Below are 14,574 nucleotides of genomic sequence, written 5' to 3'. Positions count from 1 at the left end.
GCTCAGGCCCCCTCGGCCGGGACGGACACCGGCACATCGGGCGCCGCCGCCTTGCGCGGCGCCCGGTCCGCCCGGGTCCACGGCGTGAGCAGCCGCTGCACGCCGAGCAGCAGCAGGTCCGCCGCCAGTGCGAGCAGCACGCACAGCACGGAGGCCGTGAGCACCTGCGCCTTGAAGGAGCTGTTCACGGCGGGGGCGATGAGGTTGCCCAGCCCGCCCTTGCCCACGATGGAGCCGACGGTCGTCAGCGCCACGGTGGACACGGTGGCGATCCGCACCCCGGCCAGCAGCGCGGGCAGCGCCAACGGCAGCTCGACCTGCCACAACAGCCGCCCCGGGCCGTACCCCATACCCCGCGCGGCTTCCCGTACCTCCTCGGGCACGGCCGCGAGCCCGGCCATCACATTGCGGACCAGGATGGTCAGCGAGTACAGCACCAGGCCGGTCACCACGAGCGCCGCCGACAGCCCGAAGAACGGCAGCAGCAGCGAGAACATGGCGAGCGAGGGGACCGTGTAGAGCAGGGTGGTCAGGCCGAGGACGGGAGCCGCCCAATGGCGGCCCCGGCGGGCCAGCAGCGCGAGCGGTACCGAGACCAGGAGACCGATCAGCACCGAGACGGCGGTGATCCACACGTGTTGCACGGTCGCGTCGGTGAGCTCCTGGGAGCGGGAGGTGACGTAGTCCCAGCAGAACCAGTCGTTGGCCACGAGGCAGTTCCGGTTGTCCACGCCGCTCACCTCCCCTCACCGGGCGCATACGTTTTCGATCAAGGGTCCACCGTGTGGGGACCCGGCCGGAACCGACCCTAACCCCCGGCACCGACAATGGCCTGAATCCTTCGCACTCGGGCAACACACCCTTCACACACCTTGCCCGCCGGGTGAGGAAAGATGGCGAGGTGATCCGATTCGAGCATGTGACCAAGCGCTACCCCGACGGGACCACGGCCGTCGAGGACCTGTCCTTCGAGGTGGCGGAGGGTGAGCTGGTCACGCTGGTCGGCCCCTCCGGCTGCGGCAAGACGACCACCATGAAGATGGTCAACCGGCTCATCGAGCCGACCTCCGGCCGCATCCTGCTGGCCGGCGAGGACATCTCCGCCGCCGATCCCGTCGAGCTGCGCCGCCGCATCGGCTACGTCATCCAGCAGGTCGGGCTCTTCCCCCACAAGACGGTGCTGGAGAACACGGCCACCGTGCCGCAGCTCATCGGCACCCCCAAGGCCAAGGCCCGCGCCCGCGCCGCCGAGCTGCTCGAACTCGTCGGACTGGACCCGTCGGTGTACGGCGACCGGTACCCGCAGCAGCTCTCCGGCGGCCAGCGCCAGCGCGTCGGCGTGGCCCGCGCGCTCGCCGCCGACCCGCCCGTGCTGCTGATGGACGAACCGTTCGGCGCGGTGGACCCGGTGGTGCGCGAACGCCTCCAGAACGAGTTCCTGGAACTCCAACGCACCGTCCGCAAAACGATCCTGCTGGTCACCCACGACCTGGAGGAGGCGATCCGGCTCGGTGACCGCATCGCCGTCTACGGCACGGGCACCATCGAGCAGTTCGCCCGCCCGGCCGTGGTGTTGGCGTCGCCCGCCACCGCGTACGTGGCCTCCTTCGTCGGCGCCGACCGGGGTCTGAAGCGGCTCGCGGTCACCCCCGTCGACACGGCCGACCTCACCCCGGCGGGCGATGCCGCCCCGGCCGTCGAGGTGCCGCTGGGGGCCACGCTGCGCGAGGCGCTCGCGGCGCTGCTCCAGGAGGACTCCGGCCGGATCGGGGTCAAGGACCCGGACTCCGGCGCGCTGCTCGGCGTACTGACCCCCGAGGCCGTACACCGGGCCCTGCGCCGGGCCCGGCTCCAGGAGGCGTGAGGGCCGCGGGCCGCAGGCGGGGGGCCGCGGGCTGCGGGCCGCGGGCTGCGGGCGGGGGAAACGAAAAGGAGAGTGACCGGCCGTCGGGGCCCGTCACTCTCCTGCCTTGCACCCGCCGGATTCCCGCCGGCGGCCCGGGTCATACCGCTCAGGCCTGCATCCGACCGCTCACCCACACCAGCATCGGCGCGATCTCGCGACGCCAGGTGTTGAAGTTGTGGCCGCCGCTGTCGAGGACGATCGAGGAGACCCGGTCCGAGCCCTTGACCAGCTTGATGAACTTCTTGGTGTCGCCCAGGTTGTCCTCGCCCTTCTCGCTGGTCGTGACGAGGAAGGACGTACCGGTCGGCTTCTTGTGCTCGACGCTGTGCAGGACGTCGGCGCGCTTCTTCAGCTTGTCGTCGCCCTTGAACAGGTCACCGGTCGTCGGGTCGTCCGCGGCCTGGTAGTACGCGGACAGGCCCACACCGACGCCGAAGGTCTGCGGGTAGTGCGCGGCGATCTTCAGCGCGCAGTAGCCGCCCGTGGAGTTCCCGATGAAGCCCATGTTCTGCGGCTTCTTGCCCACCCGGAAGGTGGACTGGATCGCCTGCGGCAGGTCCTGCCCGAAGAAGGTCTCGGTCTGCGGGCCGCCCGGGATGTCCACGCACTCGGTGTCACGCGGCGGGGCGATCGTCGGGCGCAGCATCACGAGGATCATCGGCTGCATCTTGCCCGCTTTGGCCTGCTTGAAGGCCGTCATGGGGTAGTTCAGCCCTTTGATCAGGTTCTCGGCCGTGCCCGGGTAGCCCGTCAACACGACGGAGGCCGGGAAGGTCTTGTTCTTGTAGTGCGGCTGGAAGTACTCCGGCGGCAGCCACACGTACCCGGGGCTCGTTATCTTCGACTTGGGGCCGCTTATGGCAACCTTCAGGATCTGACCGGCCACCTGGGGCTTGGCGCCACCGGGGACGTCCAGGCTCTGCTTGTCGACGACCTTGATGTCCCTGCTGCTCATCGAGTGGTCGACGACCTTGCCCATGGACGTCTGCTGGCCGAACAGGTCGGCCCAGGAACCGTAGAAGAGGAAGGACTTGTTCGCTGCCAGGCCGACCGCCGAGAACAGCGCCAGCTGGGTCACCAGCAGGAGGCCGATTCGGCCGAGCATCGCGCGCCAGGTGCGGCCCGAGAGCCGCGGCCAGAACCACACCGTGGCCGCGAACAGCAGCACACCGAGGATGATGGCCAGGACCAGAACCGTATTACTGGTGAGACCCATGAGCAGTCAGTCGACTTTCTGATGGCAGGGCTGGTTTTTTCTCGACGGAAGAGTGAACCCGCTCGCCCTTGATGTCGTCCTAGGGGACGCACCACACTCCGGAGGCTGTCGCGGCCTTCGGCCATATGATCTCTCGCGGAGCAACGGGAAGCGATGTCTAGCAGGATAGATGGCGATAAGTCGGGACAGGTTCCGAAGGCGGTCCGCCGAATCTTCCGCGGACCCAAGCCGGAGTCGGTGCCCGGCCTGGTAGGTACGGCCGTCATGATCGTCGGCCTTCTGGACATCGCGGCGGGCGTCTTCCCGCGATTCCGGCACAGCCGGTTCCACTCGTTCACCGAGGTGCTGCCCGGCTCCCTGGGTCCGTTCGCCGCCGCGCTGTCCATCAGCGCGGGCGTACTGATCCTGCTGCTGGCCCACGGCCTCAAGCGGTGCAAGCGGCGCGCCTGGCGGGCCGCGGTCGTCCTGCTGCCCGCGGGCGCGGTGGCGCAATTCACATACCGGCACTCCTTCATCGGCGTGGTCATCGCGGCGGTGCTGCTCGGCCTGCTGGTGCGCCACCAGGGTGAATTCAAGGCGCTGCCGGACCCGCGCAGCCGCTGGAAGGCGCTGGCCAACTTCGTCCTGATGAGCGCCGGCTCCATCGGCCTCGGCCTGGTCATCGTCAACGTCCACCCGAACAAGGTCGTCGGCAACCCCGGCCTGTACGAGCAGATCACGCACGTCGTCTACGGGCTCTTCGGCTTCGAGGGCCCGGTCGCCTACTCGGGCCGCGTCTCCTGGACCGTCGGCTACTCACTCGGCGCGCTCGGCATGCTGACCGCCGTCACCACGATCTACCTGGCCTTCCGCCCCGAGCACCCGGCCGCCCGGCTCACCGCCGACGACGAGGCCAAGCTGCGCGAGCTGCTGGCCAAGCACGGCGGCCGGGACTCCCTCGGCCACTTCGCGCTGCGCCGCGACAAGGCCGTCGTCTTCTCCCCCAGCGGCAAGGCGGCCGTCACCTACCGCGTCGTGTCCGGCGTGATGCTCGCCTCCGGCGACCCGGTCGGCGACGTCGAGGCCTGGCCCGGCGCCATCGAGCGGTTCATGGAGGAGGCCAAGGCCCACTCCTGGACCCCGGCCGTCGTGGGCTGCAGCGAGACCGGCGGCGAGGTCTGGACCCGCGAGACCGGGCTCGACGCCCTGGAACTGGGCGACGAGGCGATCGTCGACGTCAAAGACTTCTCCCTCTCCGGACGCGCCATGCGCAACGTCCGCCAGATGGTGAAGCGCATCGAGCGCAACGGCTACACCACCAAGGTCCGTCGGGTCGACGAGCTGACCGAGGAGGAGCTGGAGCAGGTCCGCGGCGCCGCCGAGGCGTGGCGCGGCACCGACACCGAGCGCGGCTTCTCCATGGCGCTGGGCCGGGTCGGCGACCCGGGCGACGGGGACTGCTTCATCGCCACCGCGCACCGCGTGGAGGAGGGCGACACCAGCCCGTTCGGCGACCTCAAGGCCATCCTGCACTTCGTGCCCTGGGGCAAGGACGGCATGTCGCTGGAGCTGATGCGCCGTGACCGCGCCGCCGACCCCGGCATGAACGAGCTGCTGATCGTCGCCGCCCTCGGAGCCTGCCCGGACCTCGGGATCGAGAAGGTCTCGCTGAACTTCGCGATGTTCCGCGCGGCCCTCGCCCGCGGCGAGAAGATCGGCGCGGGACCGGTGCTGCGGATGTGGCGCGGCCTGCTGGTCTTCCTGTCCCGCTGGTTCCAGATCGAGTCCCTCTACAAGTTCAACGAGAAGTTCCGGCCCCGCTGGGAGCCGCGCTTCATGGTCTACCGGCACACCCGCGACCTGCCCCGCATCGGCTTCGCCGTGATGCAGGCCGAGGGCTTCGTGACCCTGGCCCTGCCTCGGCTCTTCGAGAGCCGCCGGCGGCCCAAGCCGGTCCGCCCCTGCGCCCACACGCACGAGGACGCGACGGTCCCGGCCCAGGCGGGCGAGCGCGAGGTCCGGGTGGCGTAGCCGGCGGGAGCGGGGCGCCCGGCCCGGGGCGGCCCGCCCGCGTCGGCCACGGCCGGCGCCCACGGCGGGCGCGGCACGGTCGGCGCCCGCGGCCGTGAAGGGCGGCGGCCCGACCGCGAAGGCCGCCGCGGCCCGCGAGGGCGCCGGCGGCGGACCCGGCCGGCGCCCGTCCCGGCCACCGCCCGGCCAGGGCCCGGGCCCTACCCTTGAGCTATGAACACCAACCACGGGGCCACCGCCAGGGGCCGGGTGACGGGCCTGCCGGAGTGGGACCGCTGCGCGGTCATGGGCGTCGTGAACGTCACCCCCGACTCCTTCTCCGACGGCGGCCGCTGGTTCGACACCACCGCCGCCGTCAAGCGCGGCCTCGACCTCGTCGCCCAGGGCGCCGACCTCGTCGACGTCGGCGGCGAGTCCACCCGCCCCGGCGCCACCCGCGTCGACGCCGAGGAAGAGCTGCGCCGCGTGGTCCCCGTGGTGCGCGGCCTGGCCGCCGAGGGGGTCGTCGTCTCCGTTGACACCATGCGCGCCGAGGTCGCGGCGCGGGCCGTCGCCGCCGGCGCACGCCTGGTCAACGACGTCAGCGGCGGACTGGCCGACCCCGGCATGATCCCGGCCGTGGCCGCCGCCGAGGTGCCTTTCGTGGTCATGCACTGGCGCGGCTTCAGCGCCGACATGAACAGCCTCGCCGTCTACCGGGACGTCCTCGCCGAGGTCACCGCAGAACTCCGCGACCGCGTCGACGCCGTCGTCGCCGGCGGCATCGCACCCGAGCGGCTCGTGGTCGACCCGGGCCTGGGCTTCGCGAAGAACGCCGAGCACGACCTGGCCCTCGTGGCCCACCTGCGCGAGCTGCGGGAGCTCGGCTACCCGCTGCTGGTCGCCGCCTCGCGGAAGCGTTTCCTCGGACGAGTCCTGGCCGGGGCCGACGCCGCCCCGCCGCCCGCCCGGGAACGGGACGCCGCCACGGCCGCCGTGTCCGCGATCGCCGCCCACCAGGGCGCCTGGGCGGTACGGGTCCACGAGGTACGGGCGACCGCCGACGCGGTTCGGGTGGCCCGCGCCGTGGAAGGGGCACTGTGATCCGTCAGACCGACCTGGAAGGGGCACGGTGAGCCGTACCGACATCGAGGCCGTCGAAGAGATCAACACCGCCTTCTACGAGGCCATGGAGCAGGGGGACTTCGACGCGCTGTCGGCGCTCTGGCTGGAGGACGAGATCTCTTGCGTGCACCCCGGCTGGCCGGTGCTCTCCGGGCGCGGCGAGGTGTTGCGCTCGTACGCCCTGATCATGTCCCACACGGAGTACATCCAGTTCTTCCTCACCGATACGAAGGTGGCCGTCCTCGGCGACACCGCCCTGGTCACCTGCACCGAGAACATCCTCAGCGGCGGCCCCGCCGAGGACAGCGGTGAGCTGGGCCCGCTGGTCGGTCAGCTGGTCGTCGCCACGAATGTGTTCCGACGCACATCCGAGGGTTGGCGGCTGTGGTCCCACCACGGTTCACCGGTCCTTACGGACTCCGAAGATGAGGACGAAGGGGACACGGACTGACCCCATGGGCGGGGCCGGAGGTTTATCGCAGGTAAATTCGAAGGTGGACGACGCCGACCGCACTCGGCGTAGGCCCATGGCCCCGGGGAGTCCCGGGACCGGAAGCACCTACGAAACAGGAGTGATTCGCGTGGATCGTGTCGCGCTGCGCGGCCTCAAGGCTCGCGGGCACCATGGCGTCTTCCCCCGGGAACGCGAGGAAGGCCAGACCTTCATCGTCGACCTGGTGCTGCACATCGACGCCCGTCCCGCGGCGGCCGACGACGACCTGGCCAAGACCGTGCACTACGGAGTGGTGGCCGAGGAAGTCGTCGACGTGGTCCAGGGAGAGCCGGTCGACCTGATCGAGACCCTCGCCGAGCGGATCGCCCAGCAGTGCCTCAAGCACGAAGCGGTGGCGCAGGTCGAGGTCGTCGTCCACAAGCCGGACGCCCCGATCACCGTCCCGTTCGACGACGTGACCATCACGATCACCCGGAGCCGCGCATGAACAACGGACTCAACGCCCAGAGCGACCCCACCGTGCAGCCCGTTCCCGCCTCGGTGGTGGAGACGGTCGACGCGGCGGACACGACCCTGTCCAACCCGAAATGGGCCGTCGTCGCGCTCGGCGCGAACCTCGGCAACCGCCTGGAGACCCTCCAGGGCGCCATCGACGCCCTCGGCGACACCCCGGGCCTGCGGGTCAAGGCCGTCTCCCCCGTCTACGAGACGGAGCCCTGGGGCGTCGCGCCCGGCTCGCAGCCCTCGTACCTCAACGCCGTCATCAGCGTGAAGACCACCCTGCCGCCTTCCTCCCTGCTGGAGCGCGGGCACGCCATCGAGGAGGCGTTCGACCGCGTCCGCGAGGAGCGCTGGGGGCCGCGCACGATCGACGTCGACATCGTGGCGTACGCCGACGTGGTCTCCGACGACCCGGTCCTCACCCTCCCGCACCCCCGGGCCCACCAGCGGGCGTTCGTGCTCGCGCCCTGGCACGACATCGACCCCGAGGCGCAGCTCTCGGGCCACGGAGCGGTCTCCGCGCTGCTGGCCGGAATCGGCCTGAGCGGCGTCGCGCCGCGCCCGGACCTGGAACTCCACCTCCCCGAGTAGTCGTTAGCCTGTTCACTGCTGACGAAACGGCTCAGAAAGCGGGGAACGGGCACGTGAAGCAACTGAGGCCGGCGGTCCTGGCGGCCATCTTCGTGGTCGCCGGGGTGCTGTCCTGGGCGGGCGCCAGGCTGTGGAACGCGTACGGCAACCTGCCGGGCGTCCCCCTGGCCGCGCCGATCGTCCTCGCGGTGATCGCGGCGATCCTGTTCGCGACGGGACTGTCGATGCGCACCCGCCTCAAGGCGCAGCGCGAGCGCCGCCCGGGCGCCAAGGGGGTCGAGCCCCTGATGGCGGCCCGCGCGGTCGTCTTCGCGCAGGCCAGCGCCTTGGTCGCGGCCCTGGTCGCCGGTATGTACGGCGGTGTCGGCGTGTTCCTGCTGACCGACTCCCTCGATGTCCCCGCCCGCCGCGACCAGGCGTGGTACGCGGGCGGCTGCGTCCTGGCGGGCGCGGCGGTCATCGCGGCGGCCCTGTTCGTGGAGCACGTCCTCAAGCTCCCCGAGGACGACGACACCAACCCCCACTCCGCGGCCCGGGCCTGACCACCCCGCGGCCGGTTCCGGACCGGACCGGCCGCGGGGTGGTCAGCGGGCCATGATGAGGCTCATGGCCTCGTTGCGCGTCGCGGGGTCGCGGAGCTGGCCGCGGACCGCCGAGGTGATGGTCTTCGCGCCGGGCTTGCGGACTCCGCGCATGGTCATGCACATGTGCTCGCACTCGATGACCACGATGACGCCGCGCGGCTCCAGGATTTCCATCAGCGAGTCCGCGACCTGCGTCGTCAGCCGCTCCTGCACCTGCGGGCGGCGGGCGTACACGTCCACCAGGCGGGCGAGCTTCGACAGGCCGGTGATCTTGCCGTCCGCCGACGGGATGTAGCCGACGTGCGCGACGCCGTGGAAGGGCACGAGGTGGTGCTCACAACTCGACATGACCTCGATGTCCTTCACCAGGACCATCTCGTCGTGGCCGAGGTCGAACGTCGTCGTCAGGACCTCCTCCGGCTTCTGCCAGAGGCCGGCGAATATCTCCTTGTACGACCGCGCCACCCGCGCCGGCGTCTCCAGCAGGCCCTCGCGGTCGGGGTCCTCACCGACCGCGATCAGCAGCTCGCGCACGGCCGCCTCGGCGCGCTTCTCGTCGAACGCGCCGATCGTGCCCTCGCCGCCGGTCAGGGTCACTGGGTCGGTCATGTCTTCCTCGTTCCTGTGTGCACAGCGCTCGCGGGCAGGTGAAAGTGCCGCGCCCCCCAGGCTAGAACCCGGGGGGCGCGGCATGCATTCCGGGGCCGGTGGGGCCGGCCCGCTGCACCGACTACTCGGTGCGGTCCTCCGGAGAGACCTCGGGGGCCTTCTCCACCGACACCGCCGGCGAGCCGGCCGCCGAGACGCCGTTCGCCGCGTTCGTCAGCTGGAGCTCCTTGGGAGAGAGCACCGGCGGACGGGTGGAGGGGGTGCGGCGGGCGGAACCGGTCCACGCCGGACGGGCCGGGCGCTTCACGATCGTGGAGAAGATCTCCGCGATCTCCTCCTTGCCCAGCGTCTCCTTCTCCAGCAGCGCGAGCACGAGGTTGTCCAGGACGTCCCGGTTCTCGACCAGGATCTCCCACGCCTCGTTGTGCGCGGTCTCGATGAGCTTCTTGACCTCTTCGTCGACCAGCGCCGCGACCTCTTCCGAGTAGTCCCGCGGGTGCGACATCTCGCGGCCCAGGAACGGCTCGGTGTTGTCGCCGCCGAACTTGATCGCGCCCAGCCGCTCGGTCATGCCGTACTGGGTGACCATGGCCCGCGCGGTGGCGGTGGCCTTCTCGATGTCGTTCGCCGCGCCCGTCGTCGGGTCGTGGAAGACCAGTTCCTCGGCCGCGCGCCCGCCCAGCATGTACGCGAGCTGGTCGAGCATCTCGTTGCGCGTGGTCGAGTACTTGTCCTCGTCGGGCAGGACCATGGTGTAACCCAGGGCCCGACCGCGGGACAGGATCGTGATCTTGTGGACCGGGTCGGAGTTCGGGGAGGCCGCCGCGACCAGGGCGTGGCCGCCCTCGTGGTACGCGGTGATCTTCTTCTCCCGGTCCGACATGATCCGGGTCCGCTTCTGCGGGCCCGCCACGACGCGGTCGATCGCCTCGTCCAGCATGCTGTTGTCGATCAGCTTCTTGTTCGAGCGGGCCGTGAGCAGCGCGGCCTCGTTCAGAACGTTGGAGAGATCGGCACCGGTGAAGCCGGGGGTGCGGCGGGCGACGGCCGAGAGGTCGACGTCCGGCGCGACCGGCTTGCCCTTCTGGTGGACCTTGAGGATCTCCAGACGGCCCTGCATGTCCGGGCGGTCGACCGCGATCTGCCGGTCGAAGCGGCCCGGGCGCAGCAGCGCCGGGTCGAGGATGTCGGGACGGTTCGTGGCGGCGATCAGGATGACGCCACCCTTCACGTCGAAGCCGTCCATCTCGACCAGCAGCTGGTTGAGGGTCTGCTCGCGCTCGTCGTGACCGCCGCCGAGACCCGCACCGCGGTGCCGGCCGACGGCGTCGATCTCGTCGACGAAGACGATCGCCGGCGCGTTGGCCTTGGCCTGCTCGAACAGGTCGCGGACGCGCGAGGCACCGACACCGACGAACATCTCGACGAAGTCGGAACCGGAGATCGAGTAGAAGGGAACACCGGCCTCGCCCGCGACGGCACGCGCGAGCAGGGTCTTGCCGGTGCCGGGCGGGCCGTACAGCAGCACGCCCTTGGGGATCTTGGCGCCGACGGCCTGGAACTTCGCCGGCTCCTGGAGGAACTCCTTGATCTCGTGGAGCTCCTCGACGGCCTCGTCGGAGCCCGCGACATCGGCGAACGTCGTCTTCGGGGTGTCCTTGGTGATGAGCTTGGCCTTGGACTTCCCGAAGTTCATCACCCGGGAGCCGCCGCCCTGCATCTGATTCATCAGGAACAGGAAGACGACGACGATGAGGACGAACGGGAGCAGCGAGAACAGCACGCTCAGGAACGGGCTGGTCTTGTCCGGCGAGACGGTGTACCCGTCGGTGATCTGACCGGCTTCGTACTTGGTCTGGAGGTTCTGGGCGAGCTGGACGCCCTGGTCCCCGATGTAGTTGGCCTGGAACTTGGTGCCGTCGTTGTTGCCGAGCTTCTGGTCCTTCTTGAGCTCGATCTTGATCATCTGGCTGTCACCGGTGGTGAGCTTGGCGCTCTGCACCTGGCCACTGTTGATCGCCTTGATGACCTCGCTGGTCTCCACCGACTTGTAGCCGCCGCCGGAGCCGACGACGTTCATCAACACGACCACGGCGAGGACGGCCAGCACGATCCACATGACCGGCCCACGGAAGTATCGCTTCACGTCCATCCATACGGGGCGCCAGGCGCCCCGTCCCTCCTGCCCGTAGGTAAATGCTGCTGTGAGTAAAGACTGTTCTTCGGAATGTACCCCTGAATTGTCACCCGCGGCCTCGTGGGACGGCTGACAGACCCGTCTTCCCCTGGTCCAACGGCGGGAAGGGCCGCCAGGTTCCCCGGGGGGCCGCAGGTTTCCCTGAGGTTCCCCGGGGGGCGGGCGCGGGGTTCACCGCACGGCCCGTGCGGCCGGTCAGCCGCCGTAGACGTGCGGGGCGAGCGTGCCGACGAACGGCAGGTTGCGGTACTTCTCCGCGTAGTCCAGGCCGTAGCCGACCACGAACTCGTTCGGGATGTCGAAGCCGACCCACCGGACGTCGATGGCGACCTTCGCGGCGTCGGGCTTGCGCAGCAGCGTGACGACCTCCAGGGAGGCCGGTTCGCGGGAGCCCAGGTTCGACAGCAGCCACGACAGGGTCAGCCCGGAGTCGATGATGTCCTCGACGATCAGGACGTGCTTGCCCTTGATGTCGGTGTCCAGGTCCTTGAGGATCCGCACGACGCCGGAGGACTGGGTCCCGGCGCCGTAGGACGACACCGCCATCCAGTCCATGGTGAGCGGGGTGGACAAGGCGCGCGCCAGGTCCGCCATCACCATCACGGCGCCCTTGAGCACACCGACGATGAGCAGGTCCTTGCCCGCGTACTCCGCGTCGATCTTCGCGGCCAGCTCCGCCAGCTTCGCGTCGATCTCTTCCTTGGTGATGAGCACCGACTGGAGGTCGTCGCCCATGTCCTTCTCGTCCACCCGCATCACTTTCGTCGTCGGCCGGGACTCCGGAGGTGGGTGCCCCCGGAGGACTCAGCCGCGTTTCAGCACCAATCAGCCCTGCCGGATGACAAGTCTGCCACCCTGCCGCTGGGCCTCGACCCGGCCGGGCAGGTTGATGGCGCCCTGACCGCGCCATCCGGTGATGAGGCGGTCCACTTCCTCGATGTGACGGGCGAAGAGCGAGCCCGCGGGGGACCCGGCGGCGACCACGGCCCGGCGCAGCACCCGGCGGCGGACGGCCGGCGGCAGGGCGTACAGCTTGGCGCACTCCAGGCGGCCGGCGTCGTCGCGTACGCGGGTCTCCGCGTCGGCGGCCCAGGCGTCCAGGGCGTCGGCGTCGTCGCGGGAGAGCTGGGCGGTACGGGCGAGCGCCTCGACCACCCCCTTGCCGAGCGCCTTCTCCAGGGCGGGCAGTCCTTCGTGGCGCAGCCGGGAGCGGGTGTAGGCGGGGTCGATGTTGTGCGGGTCGTCCCAGACGGGGAGGGACTGGACCATGCAGGCCTTGCGGGCGGTCTGCCGGTCGATCTGGAGGAACGGGCGGCGGTAGCGGTGGCCGCGGCCGGGGCCGCCGGACACTTCCGCCATGCCGGAGAGCGAGCGGATGCCGGAGCCGCGGGCGAGGCCCAGCAGGACGGTTTCGGCTTGATCGTCACGCGTGTGGCCGAGCAGCACGGCGACGGCCCCGAGCCGGTCCGCCGCCTCGTCCAGGGCGGCGTAGCGGGCGTCGCGCGCGGCGGCCTCCGGGCCGCCGTCGCGGCCGACGCGCACGGCGACGGACTCCACCGGGTCCAGGCGGAGCGCGGTCATGCGGGAGACGACCTCGGCGGCGCGCAGGTCGGAGCCGACCTGGAGCCCGTGGTCGACGGTGACCCCGCCGGCCCGCAGGCCGAGCTTGGGGGCCTCGAAGGCGAGGGCGGAGGCGAGCGCCATGGAGTCGGCGCCGCCCGAGCAGGCGACCAGGACGAGCGGCGCGGTGCCGTCCGCGGCGGCGGGGGTCGCACCGGACCGGTTCCGGGGCACTGCCGGGTGACGGCGGGTGGGGCCGTGGGCGGCAGCGCCGTTCGCGCTCCGGTCGGTCAGGTCGGTCAGGTCGGTCAGGACGTCGTGGAGTACGCGGCGGACCGCCAGGCGTATCGCCGCGACCGCAGGATGGGGACCCATGTCCGGTGCCCTTCGTGGAGTTCGGATGCCTCGGAGGCGTGGGGTGGTGCGCAGGGTGTCTTCGGTCTGCCCGGTACCGCCGGGTTCCCCGGGCGGACCCCGGGATTCCGGCCGTCACTCCTGTTGTCACTCAGAGTGCGTCGATGGTGACAGAACCGAGCCGTTCCCTGAGCATCGCACGCCCTTCCACGGCCCACGGTCCCTCGGAAGGGTGATGCTGCTTCCCCCAACGAGACAAGTTCACACCTGCCCGACGCGGGAACGCGCCCCGCGCCGCGCCCGGGTTCACGCCCCTTCGCTCCCGTCGCGCCCCTCGCTCCCCTTGCGGTGGACGCGTGCCACCCAGTCCGCGGGCCGGGCGATCTCCGCCTTGGTGGGCAGTGTGTTCGGCGAGGTCCAGACGCGGTTGAAGCCCTCCATCCCGACCTGGCCGACGACGGCGCGGACGAACCGCTCGCCGTCGCGGTACTGGCGCATCTTCGCGTCGAGGCCCAGCAGCTTGCGCAACGCGGCGTCGAGGCGGCCCGCGCCGCTGGCCCGGCGCTGCTGGAACTTCTCCCGGATCTCGGCCACCGAGGGCACCACCTCGGGGCCCACGCCGTCCATCACGAAGTCGGCGTGGCCCTCCAGCAGCGACATCACGGCGGTGAGCCGGGCCAGGACCTCCCGTTGCTCGGGGGTCTGCACGAGGTCGACCAGCGAGCGGCCCTCGTCGCCCTGCTCGGAGTCCGGGCGGGCGCCGGCGAAGGACTGGGCGGCCTCGCGCAGCCGTTCCAGGACGGTCATCGGGTCCATCTCGGTGGCTCCGAGGAACGTCTGGATTTCGCCCTCCAGGTGGGCGCGCAGCCACGGGACGGCCGCGAACTGCGTACGGTGTGTCTCCTCGTGCAGGCACACCCACAGGCGGAAGTCGTGCGGGTCGACCGCCAACTCCCGCTCGACGTGCACGATGTTCGGGGCGACGAGCAGTAGCCGGCCGCCGCCCTGGGCCGAGCCCGGCAGGTCGAGCGTCGCGGGCGCGAAGGTCTCGTACTGGCCGAGCACCCGGGAGGCCAGGAAGCTCAGCAGCATGCCCAGCTCGACGCCGGTGACCTTGCCGCCGACCACGCCGAACACGGCGCCGCCGGGGGTGTTGCCGCGGCGCTCGTGCATCTTGGCCAGCAGCGGGGCCAGCAGTTCCCGGAAACCGGCCACGTTGGCCCTGACCCAGCCGGCCCGGTCGACGACCAGGACCGGCGTGTCGTGGACGGTGGTCCCCTCGGGCAGCGCACCCATCATCCGGGTGAAGTCGCGCACGTGCCGTTCCGAGGTCCTGGCGTGCCCGCGCAGCTCCGCCACCACGGCCCGTGCCTCGTCCCTGGTGACCTCCGGACCGGGCCGGACCAGCCGGGTCGCGGTCGCCACCGCGAGGTTCCAGTCGACCATCTCCGCACCACCGATGCTCGTCATGCGTCAACCGTACGTGGA

The 14,574-nt window shown here is 70.9% G+C and carries 14 protein-coding genes; 7 read left to right on the top strand and 7 right to left on the bottom strand.

The window, feature by feature from the left end; translation table 11 throughout:
- Positions 1 to 2: 2 nt before the first annotated feature.
- Entirely contained in the window at positions 3 to 731 is a 729-nt protein-coding gene (locus tag ACFVXJ_RS28355) for an ABC transporter permease (protein ID WP_389665949.1), read from the bottom strand.
- A gap of 170 nt (positions 732 to 901) precedes the next feature.
- Between ACFVXJ_RS28355 and ACFVXJ_RS28350 the strand changes: the two genes are divergently transcribed.
- A complete protein-coding gene (locus tag ACFVXJ_RS28350; protein WP_389665947.1) occupies positions 902 to 1,864 on the top strand; it encodes an ABC transporter ATP-binding protein in 963 nt (320 codons plus the stop codon).
- 148 nt (positions 1,865 to 2,012) lie between these two features.
- On the opposite strand, the gene ACFVXJ_RS28345 is transcribed toward ACFVXJ_RS28350, so the two are convergent.
- The gene (locus tag ACFVXJ_RS28345) at positions 2,013 to 3,122 is read right to left on the bottom strand and encodes an alpha/beta hydrolase (RefSeq protein ID WP_389665945.1); all 1,110 of its coding nucleotides are present in this window, start codon (positions 3,120 to 3,122) and stop codon (positions 2,013 to 2,015) included.
- Positions 3,123 to 3,275: 153 nt separating this feature from the next.
- On the opposite strand from ACFVXJ_RS28345, the gene ACFVXJ_RS28340 reads away from it, so the two are divergent.
- The 6 genes from ACFVXJ_RS28340 (at position 3,276) to ACFVXJ_RS28315 (ending at position 8,324) form a co-directional block, all read left to right on the top strand.
- Positions 3,276 to 5,132 (top strand): phosphatidylglycerol lysyltransferase domain-containing protein, encoded by a 1,857-nt coding sequence (locus tag ACFVXJ_RS28340; protein WP_389665944.1) that lies wholly within the window; start codon positions 3,276 to 3,278, stop codon positions 5,130 to 5,132.
- Positions 5,133 to 5,345: 213 nt separating this feature from the next.
- Positions 5,346 to 6,215, top strand: a complete 870-nt coding sequence (gene folP, locus ACFVXJ_RS28335) for a dihydropteroate synthase (RefSeq protein WP_389665942.1) — start codon at positions 5,346 to 5,348, stop codon at positions 6,213 to 6,215.
- A gap of 28 nt (positions 6,216 to 6,243) precedes the next feature.
- Positions 6,244 to 6,687 carry a nuclear transport factor 2 family protein gene (locus ACFVXJ_RS28330; RefSeq protein WP_136216386.1) on the top strand — a complete coding sequence of 148 codons (444 nt, stop codon included), beginning with the start codon at positions 6,244 to 6,246 and terminating at the stop codon, positions 6,685 to 6,687.
- Between the two features lie 130 nt (positions 6,688 to 6,817).
- Positions 6,818 to 7,177 (top strand): dihydroneopterin aldolase, encoded by a 360-nt coding sequence (folB, locus tag ACFVXJ_RS28325; protein ID WP_136216387.1) that lies wholly within the window; start codon positions 6,818 to 6,820, stop codon positions 7,175 to 7,177.
- On the top strand, positions 7,174 to 7,782 hold the full coding sequence (gene folK, locus ACFVXJ_RS28320) for a 2-amino-4-hydroxy-6-hydroxymethyldihydropteridine diphosphokinase (RefSeq protein ID WP_389665939.1): 609 nt from the start codon (positions 7,174 to 7,176) through the stop codon (positions 7,780 to 7,782). Before folB ends, folK begins: the two co-directional genes overlap by 4 nt.
- A 53-nt stretch (positions 7,783 to 7,835) precedes the next feature.
- On the top strand, positions 7,836 to 8,324 hold the full coding sequence (locus ACFVXJ_RS28315; RefSeq protein ID WP_389665938.1) for a DUF3180 domain-containing protein: 489 nt from the start codon (positions 7,836 to 7,838) through the stop codon (positions 8,322 to 8,324).
- A gap of 42 nt (positions 8,325 to 8,366) precedes the next feature.
- Here ACFVXJ_RS28315 and folE read toward each other — a convergent pair whose 3' ends face one another.
- The 5 genes from folE to ACFVXJ_RS28290 all read right to left on the bottom strand — a co-directional run bounded on the left by folE (position 8,367) and on the right by ACFVXJ_RS28290 (position 14,556).
- The gene (folE, locus tag ACFVXJ_RS28310; RefSeq protein ID WP_389665936.1) at positions 8,367 to 8,975 is read right to left on the bottom strand and encodes a GTP cyclohydrolase I FolE; all 609 of its coding nucleotides are present in this window, start codon (positions 8,973 to 8,975) and stop codon (positions 8,367 to 8,369) included.
- Between the two features lie 121 nt (positions 8,976 to 9,096).
- Positions 9,097 to 11,127, bottom strand: a complete 2,031-nt coding sequence (ftsH, locus tag ACFVXJ_RS28305) for an ATP-dependent zinc metalloprotease FtsH (RefSeq protein ID WP_389665934.1) — start codon at positions 11,125 to 11,127, stop codon at positions 9,097 to 9,099.
- 240 nt (positions 11,128 to 11,367) lie between these two features.
- The gene (gene hpt / locus ACFVXJ_RS28300) at positions 11,368 to 11,928 is read right to left on the bottom strand and encodes a hypoxanthine phosphoribosyltransferase (RefSeq protein ID WP_136216392.1); all 561 of its coding nucleotides are present in this window, start codon (positions 11,926 to 11,928) and stop codon (positions 11,368 to 11,370) included.
- 69 nt (positions 11,929 to 11,997) lie between these two features.
- Entirely contained in the window at positions 11,998 to 13,107 is a 1,110-nt protein-coding gene (gene tilS, locus ACFVXJ_RS28295) for a tRNA lysidine(34) synthetase TilS (protein ID WP_389665932.1), read from the bottom strand.
- 285 nt (positions 13,108 to 13,392) lie between these two features.
- Positions 13,393 to 14,556, bottom strand: coding sequence for a zinc-dependent metalloprotease (locus tag ACFVXJ_RS28290; RefSeq protein ID WP_389665930.1), 1,164 nt, complete (start codon positions 14,554 to 14,556; stop codon positions 13,393 to 13,395).
- Between the last annotated feature and the right edge of the window lie 18 nt (positions 14,557 to 14,574).

The organism is Streptomyces sp. NPDC058279, from assembly GCF_042881255.1.
In the GTDB taxonomy this organism is placed as follows: Bacteria; Actinomycetota; Actinomycetes; order Streptomycetales; family Streptomycetaceae; genus Streptomyces.
This window is presented reverse-complemented; position numbering and strand designations above follow the sequence as displayed.

Excerpts from the sequence above, each read along its gene's own strand:
- ACFVXJ_RS28290 (WP_389665930.1), bottom strand. The coding sequence starts at position 14,556 with ATGACGAGCATCGGTGGTGCGGAGATGGTCGACTGGAACCTCGCGGTG.
- ftsH (WP_389665934.1), bottom strand. The coding sequence starts at position 11,127 with ATGGACGTGAAGCGATACTTCCGTGGGCCGGTCATGTGGATCGTGCTG.
- hpt (WP_136216392.1), bottom strand. The coding sequence starts at position 11,928 with ATGCGGGTGGACGAGAAGGACATGGGCGACGACCTCCAGTCGGTGCTC.
- ACFVXJ_RS28345 (WP_389665945.1), bottom strand. The coding sequence starts at position 3,122 with ATGGGTCTCACCAGTAATACGGTTCTGGTCCTGGCCATCATCCTCGGT.
- ACFVXJ_RS28340 (WP_389665944.1), top strand. The coding sequence starts at position 3,276 with ATGTCTAGCAGGATAGATGGCGATAAGTCGGGACAGGTTCCGAAGGCG.
- folP (WP_389665942.1), top strand. The coding sequence starts at position 5,346 with ATGAACACCAACCACGGGGCCACCGCCAGGGGCCGGGTGACGGGCCTG.
- folK (WP_389665939.1), top strand. The coding sequence starts at position 7,174 with ATGAACAACGGACTCAACGCCCAGAGCGACCCCACCGTGCAGCCCGTT.
- tilS (WP_389665932.1), bottom strand. The coding sequence starts at position 13,107 with ATGGGTCCCCATCCTGCGGTCGCGGCGATACGCCTGGCGGTCCGCCGC.
- folE (WP_389665936.1), bottom strand. The coding sequence starts at position 8,975 with ATGACCGACCCAGTGACCCTGACCGGCGGCGAGGGCACGATCGGCGCG.